Source organism: Mesorhizobium sp. M0491 (assembly GCF_040321265.1).
Lineage (GTDB): Bacteria > Pseudomonadota > Alphaproteobacteria > Rhizobiales > Rhizobiaceae > Mesorhizobium.
The window spans coordinates 51,296-57,733 of record NZ_JAMYRE010000034.1; the positions used below are offsets into that span (position 1 = coordinate 51,296).

6 protein-coding genes and 1 tRNA gene are annotated in these 6,438 nt (G+C 63.7%); 3 read left to right on the forward strand and 4 right to left on the reverse strand.

Annotation, left to right across the window (positions count from 1 at the left end):
* Both NKI69_RS30935 and NKI69_RS30940 read right to left on the reverse strand, forming a co-directional pair.
* Positions 1–1,116, reverse strand: coding sequence for a CobW family GTP-binding protein (locus NKI69_RS30935; protein WP_352723213.1), 1,116 nt, complete (start codon positions 1,114–1,116; stop codon positions 1–3).
* A gap of 3 nt (positions 1,117–1,119) precedes the next feature.
* Positions 1,120–2,283, reverse strand: a complete 1,164-nt coding sequence (locus tag NKI69_RS30940; RefSeq protein WP_352723214.1) for a D-alanyl-D-alanine carboxypeptidase family protein — start codon at positions 2,281–2,283, stop codon at positions 1,120–1,122.
* A 211-nt stretch (positions 2,284–2,494) separates the two neighbouring features.
* Between NKI69_RS30940 and NKI69_RS30945 the strand changes: the two genes are divergently transcribed.
* The 3 genes from NKI69_RS30945 (at position 2,495) to NKI69_RS30955 (ending at position 4,489) form a co-directional block, all read left to right on the forward strand.
* Positions 2,495–3,658 carry a M20 aminoacylase family protein gene (locus tag NKI69_RS30945; RefSeq protein WP_352723216.1) on the forward strand — a complete coding sequence of 388 codons (1,164 nt, stop codon included), beginning with the start codon at positions 2,495–2,497 and terminating at the stop codon, positions 3,656–3,658.
* Between the two features lie 83 nt (positions 3,659–3,741).
* Positions 3,742–3,818: transfer RNA gene (locus NKI69_RS30950), tRNA-Arg, on the forward strand.
* A gap of 110 nt (positions 3,819–3,928) precedes the next feature.
* On the forward strand, positions 3,929–4,489 hold the full coding sequence (locus NKI69_RS30955; protein ID WP_352723217.1) for a cytochrome b: 561 nt from the start codon (positions 3,929–3,931) through the stop codon (positions 4,487–4,489).
* A gap of 172 nt (positions 4,490–4,661) precedes the next feature.
* Here the strand turns inward: NKI69_RS30955 and NKI69_RS30960 are convergent, their stop codons facing one another.
* Both NKI69_RS30960 and NKI69_RS30965 read right to left on the reverse strand, forming a co-directional pair.
* Complete coding sequence (locus NKI69_RS30960) at positions 4,662–5,015, reverse strand: cupin domain-containing protein (RefSeq protein ID WP_127266678.1); 354 nt, start codon at positions 5,013–5,015, stop codon at positions 4,662–4,664.
* Between the two features lie 381 nt (positions 5,016–5,396).
* Positions 5,397–6,290, reverse strand: a complete 894-nt coding sequence (locus NKI69_RS30965; RefSeq protein WP_023811055.1) for a sugar phosphate isomerase/epimerase family protein — start codon at positions 6,288–6,290, stop codon at positions 5,397–5,399.
* Positions 6,291–6,438: the final 148 nt, after the last annotated feature.

Below are 6,438 nucleotides of genomic sequence, written 5' to 3' on the forward strand. Positions count from 1 at the left end.
TCAACGCCCGGCAATCGCCAGCGGGTTGTTTTCCAGCGCGGCGCGGTCGGGCGTGTCGATCGACGGCCGGTTGGTGAAGGCGGCGAACAGCCTGCGAATATAATCTTCGGGCATATCGAGCGTGATCAGCACCAGCCGCGTGCCGCGTTGGCCATCCGGCCAGGACGGCAATTGCACCGGCGGATGCAGAATCTTCTGCACGCCATGGATCACCAGCGGTCGCAACGGGTCCTCCTGCAACTCGATAACGCCTTTCATGCGCAGCAGGCGCTCGCCATGGGTCGAGCGCAGCAGGTCGAGGAACATCTCGATCGCCGAAAACGGCACCGGGCCGTCATGCACCAGCGAATAGGAACGCACGCGCTGATCGTGGCGATGACCGTAGTCATGGCCATGTGCATGATCATGCCCATCATGATGGTGGTGGTCGTGATCGCGCGCCGCTTCCTCGCCCAGCCAGCGCCGCACATCGGCGGATTTGGTTGCCGGGTTGTAAAGGCCGCAGTCGAACAGCGCCGCCACGCCTGTCTCCGTGTCGCCGGCATCGAGCAGTTCGGCGCCCGGATTGATCTGCCGCAGGCGCGCCCGAAGCATTTCCAACTCATTGGGATCGGCGACCAGATCGGCTTTGCTGAGCACGATGCGATCGGCGACGGCAGCCTGATTCACCGCCTCGACATGGGCGTCGAGCGTGGCGTTGCCGTTGACGGCATCGACCAGAGTGATGACGCCGTCGAGCCGGAAGGCCTGGATCAGCGCCGGATGCGCCATGATCGACTGCAGCACCGGCGCCGGGTCGGCAAGGCCGGTGGTTTCGACGATGACGCGGGCCAGACGGGCGATGCGGCCGGTCTGCAGCCGGTCGACCAGATCGGCCAGCGTGTCGACCAGTTCGCCGCGCACCGTGCAGCACAGGCAGCCGTCCGACAGCTGGATGATGCCGTCGGAAGACTGCTCAACCAGCAGATGGTCGATCGCCACCTCGCCGAACTCGTTGATGATCACCGCCGTATCGGCCAGCGCCGGATCCTTGAGCAGCCGGTTGAGCAGCGTCGTCTTGCCGGCGCCGAGGAAACCGGTCAGCACCGAGACGGGGATCGGGAAGCCGCTCGCCATTGGCTAGTTCGCGACCTTGGCCGGCTGGTCGCCCTGTGCGGCGGAGCCGGCAATCTTCGGACCGGTGCCGGCCGGTGCCGGCCTGTCGGGCCGCCAGCTCGGGATCGGCACATCGGCATATTCCTGGCCGCCCTGGTCGAGGATGGCCTTCGGCGCCGGACCGGTGGCGCCGCCAAGGCCGACGGCAATCAGCGTCGGCACATGGTCGAGCTTTTCCTGATAGGGCGATTTCGGCACGTTCTTGGCGGCAACCGGCGGCGCCTCGGACTGCTCCGCAGGCGCCTTCTTCTTGCAGACCTCGTCCTGCATGTCGTTGGGCGAGACAGTGTCGCCATAGGGCGCCAGCGTGGTGACGGTGGCCGAGCCGGCGGCCGGCGCGTCAAAACCTTGATCGAGCAATCTCGCGGCGGTCTCGGCACGTGTGACGGCCGATTTCTCGCCAAGCACCACCGCGACCAGCGTGCGCCCGTTGCGGGTCGCCGAACCGATCATGTTGAAGCCGGAAGGGCAGACAAAGCCGGTCTTCATGCCATCGGCGCCGGGATAGCGGCCGATCAAGAGATTGTAGTTGGGGATCGCCTTCTTGCCGACGGCAAGACCCTCGATCGAGAACCACGGCGCATATTGCGGAAATTCGCGGCGGATCGCCATCACCAGCACGGCGAGGTCGCGCGCCGTCGTGTACTGATCCGGCGAAAAAAGCCCATTCGGATTAACGAAATGCGTGCCGTTCATGCCGAGCCGGGTCGCCTCGGCGTTCATCCGGTCGGCAAAGGCCGCCTGCGAACCGCCGACATTTTCGCCCACCGCCATGGCGATGTCGTTGGCCGATTTGACCAGCATCATCTTCAGTGCGTTGTCGAGCCGCATCACCGAGCCCGGCTTGAAGCCCATCTTGCTTGGCGGCTCCCCGGCGGAGTGCTTGGTCACCTTGATCGGCGAATCAAGCTGAACCTCGCCGGCGGCGATCGCCCGAAAGGTGACATAAGCGGTCATCAGCTTGCTCAGCGACGCCGGATACCAGCGCTTGAACGCGTCCTGATGTTGCAGGATCTTGCCGCTGCCGAGGTCGAACACGACCACCGGATTGGCCAGCGCCGGCCCGGCCAGGACCGACAGCGCGATTGTGCCAGCCGAGAATAGTTTGAGGAAATGCCTGTACCGCATGATCAAATCCGAAATCGCCTCTTGCCGTAGTCGCCCCTGGCTCCGTAAGATTTCGTTACGCGATCGCCAGCATATGGTCCGACCCTCAAAAACCGGACCCATTGTTGCGGTGCTATTTACTCTATGTGACGCCAAGATGGCAAAGTGCCTGGCGATCACAATTGCAAGGCAGCGGCCAACGCCGCTGTCCCAACAGCGAGATGGAACCATCATGCCAATCCTGAACCGTGCCGCCGAAATGCAGGACGAAGTTGCCGGCTGGCGCCAGCATCTGCACCAGACGCCAGAACTGAACTTCGACGTCTTCAAGACCGCCGCCTTCGTCACCGAGAAGCTGAAGGCTTTCGGCTGTGACGATGTGGTCACCGGGCTCGGCAAGACCGGCGTCGTCGGCGTCATCCGCGGCCGCCAGGGCGAAGGCCCGACCATCGGCCTGCGCGCCGACATGGACGCGCTGCCGCTCAACGAGATATCGGGCAAGCCCTACGCCTCGACCATCCCCGGCAAGATGCATGCCTGCGGCCATGACGGCCACACGGCAATGCTGCTGGGCGCGGCCAAATATCTCGCCGAGACGCGCAACTTCACCGGCTCCGTGGCGGTGATCTTCCAGCCGGCCGAAGAGGGCGGCGGCGGCGGCAACGAGATGGTCAAGGACGGCATGATGGAGCGTTTCGACATCTCCAGGGTGTTCGGCATGCACAACATGCCGGGCCTGCCTGTCGGGCAGTTCGCCATTCGCCCGGGTCCGATCATGGCGGCGACCGCCGAGTTCACCATCACCGTGCGCGGCAAGGGCGGCCACGCGGCGATGCCGCACGGCACGATCGACCCGATCGTCATCACCAGCCAACTGGTCGGCGCCTTGCAGACGATCGCCTCGCGCAGCACCGATCCGGTCGAGGCCGTGGTCGTGTCGGTGACCAAGTTCCACGCCGGTGACGCCTACAACATCATCCCCGAAACCGCTGAAATAGCCGGCACCGTGCGCACCTTGCGCAAGGAGATCGCGAAGAAGTCCGAAGAGCGCATCCGCAGCATCTGCGACGGGCTGGCGACCGCGTTCGGGGCAAAGATCGAGGTCGACTACCAGGCAAATTACCCCGTGACCTTCAACCACGCGGAAGAGACGGTGTTTGCCGGTGATGTCGCGATGAGTGTCGCCGGCGACGCCCATGTCCACCGCGGCATCCAGCCCGTGATGGGCGGCGAGGATTTCTCCTACATGCTCGAAGCCCGCCCCGGCGCCTTCATCTTCATCGGCAATGGCGACACCGCCGGTCTCCACAACCCGGCCTACGACTTCAACGACGAGGTCATCCCGCACGGCATGAGCTACTGGGTGAAACTGGCGGAAACCGCGCTGGCCGCCTGACGACGGCAGCGCAAAGTCGGCCGAATTGCCTTCGGCCGGCCTCTTGGCGAAACGATCCGAAGCGGCTATGTGTCTGGCCGCGTGGTCCCGTAGCTCAGTAGGATAGAGCGGCAGATTCCTAATCTGTAGGTCACAGGTTCGATTCCTGTCGGGATCACCACGCTTTTCAAAGACTTGGTGAGCCGCCATACTTCTTTGCGAATTGGCCGCTGGAGCGGATGAAACCATCACGCCCTCCTTCTTGCATTTGACAAGAGTCGGGCTTCGGATGTGAAGGGGAACCCTCGCCTGCGCTGGCATTTCGGCATTCGTCTGTTGCATTGGCTCACCGTGATCGCGCTCGCGGCGCAAATCGCCATTGCCTTTGGGCCGATGGACGGGCCGGGTATGGCGACGATGAACTGGCTTCCGCTTCACATGTCGATCGGCGTGACGATCCTTGCCATCATCGTCCTCAGACTTTGCTGGCGCATCTTTACCCGCGCCCCTGTCAGGCAAGCCTCAGAGCCCATGCGGTTTGCGACGGCTTTCTTCCATATGTTTCTCTACGTTGCGATTCTCGCCGTCCTGATAACGGGATGGCTGGGCTACCGACCAATGCCTTTCATGCCTCCCGCGCGGCTTTTCGGAAACTTGCCTGTGCCGTTGGCGCCGTCCGTCAGCGCGCTTTCGGCAAGGGGATTCGCACTCATCCATGCAAAGCTGGTCTGGGTATTGCTTGGACTTGCCGGTGTTCACATCCTGGCTGCCCTGGTGCATTTCGTGCTGCTGCGCGATGGCGTCATGCGAAGCATGTTCTTCAGCCGGTCGAACACCGCATCGCGGGAATAGAAAATGCCGCTTGCGGATGAGGACGGCTGCTCATGCCGCCTAGCCTACGCGACAAGAGCGACGAACACGCCAAGGTTCAGGCGTGCCGCGCCTGCTCCGGGATGCGGCAGTGATACGGTCCTGCCGTGACAGCAACCGCACCGTTTTCCGCACGCGGGGTCGCCGATCCGCCTCAGCCAACCCTGACGACAAAATGCTTCGTCACCGGCTCGATGATCTTCCAGGTTCCCTTGAAATCGGCTTCCACCACGAAGGCGTCGCCGGGGCCGACTTCGACCGGCGTACCGCCGTCCGGCGTGATGATGATGCGGCCGGCGATCATGTGCACGAACTCGTAGTCGGTATAGGTGGCGTGATAGGTGCCGGGCGTCGCGCGCCAGGTGCCCGACAACACCTTGCCGTCCTCGGTCGTGTGCTGGACGGCGGTTTGCATGGTCGGCTTGCCCTCGACCACGATCCAGCCAGCTAGGTCGCCGGCGTCCGCGTGTTCGACGGTGCCGAATTTGAGGATTGTCTCGCGTGTCATGTGCTGGGCTCCGTTTGGTGGATTGCGTGGCGTTGTTTGCCTGGCCGGTCAGATAACCGATGCACCTGCCGCGAGCAATGCCGGCGCCATACGGCGCAGGGCAAGGAACTTGGGTTAACGAGTTCCCTCGGCGCCTTTCGCCGGCAGGTTGGCTGACGGTGCATCAAACAAAAACCCGCCGTGCGGCGGGTCACTGGCGCAAATCAGCACCATGGGCAAAAATGTACCATAGCTGAGGTCACCGAGTCAAGAAAAAATTCCTATCGTAAAAACTGGCGGCGCAAAAGCTGCCAGCACTGGCTGCCACGAGGCCTCTGTTAATCTGAGTTCGGAACCCTGCCCTGCGGCGCACGCCGCGTCCTTCGACTCTCGACGGGCGGGTCAGGGTTTGTGGCGCGCCGAGACGAGTTCCGCCTTGCGCCTTGCCGTCTCCATTCCCAGACCGATGAAAGCACGCGCGTGCTTGGCCAGCGCCATGTTGTCCGTCCAGAGATTGCGCCAGATCGCGGTCTTCTTCGACAGGTTCTCATCGACGATTTCCGAAGAGAAGGATTCGAAGCTGAGGTCGTCGCTGTAGCCGATGGCCGTCAGCGCATCGAAGATCGCGGCGAAATCGATATTGCCGGTGCCGAGGAAACCGCGATGGCTCTCGCCGATATGGACATAGCCGATCTTATCGGCGGCATGACGGATGGCCAGCCCGACATCGGCCTCCTCGATGTTCATGTGGAAGGTGTCGAGATGCAGGAAGATGTTGTCCGAGCCGGTGTCCTCGATGAAGGCCAGCCCTTGCGCGGCGGTGTTGAGCAGATTGCTTTCGAAGCGGTTGACGATCTCGAGGTTGAGCGTGACGCCGGCCGCCTTGGCTGTCTCGGCAACCTTGGCCAGCGTGCCGGCACTGCGCTGCCATTGATCGCGCGTCGGCGCCTCGACCTGCAATCCGTGGCTGGTGGAGAGAATGCCGGCGACCTTCCGGCCGCCGAGATCGCGCGTCAGCGCGATGGTGTCGTTGAGGATTTCGACGCCGCGCGCGGCAATCGCCTTGTCGGCGCTCGAAATGTCGCCATCAACAGGCAATCCGATGCTGATCGCCACGCCGAGGCCAAGATCGGCGATGCGCCTGGCAAGCCCGCCGATGTCGACATTGGCGGGGTCGAGATAGGAGAATTCGATGAGGTCGAAGCCGGCCTCCCTGGTGTTGGTCAGCGTGCGCTCGAGATCTGCCTGAGCCGAGCTCGCCGACCAGACGAAAGAATGGATTCCAATACGCGACATCATCGTCTCCGGTGCTGACAAGAGGTGGGGGGGGGGGGGGCCCGCCCCCCCCGCCGGGGGGGGGGTTTTGGGGGGGGGGGGGGGCGCGGGGGGGGGGGGCGGGGGTGGGGGGGGGGGGGGGGTGGGGGGGGGGGGGGGGGGGGGGGCG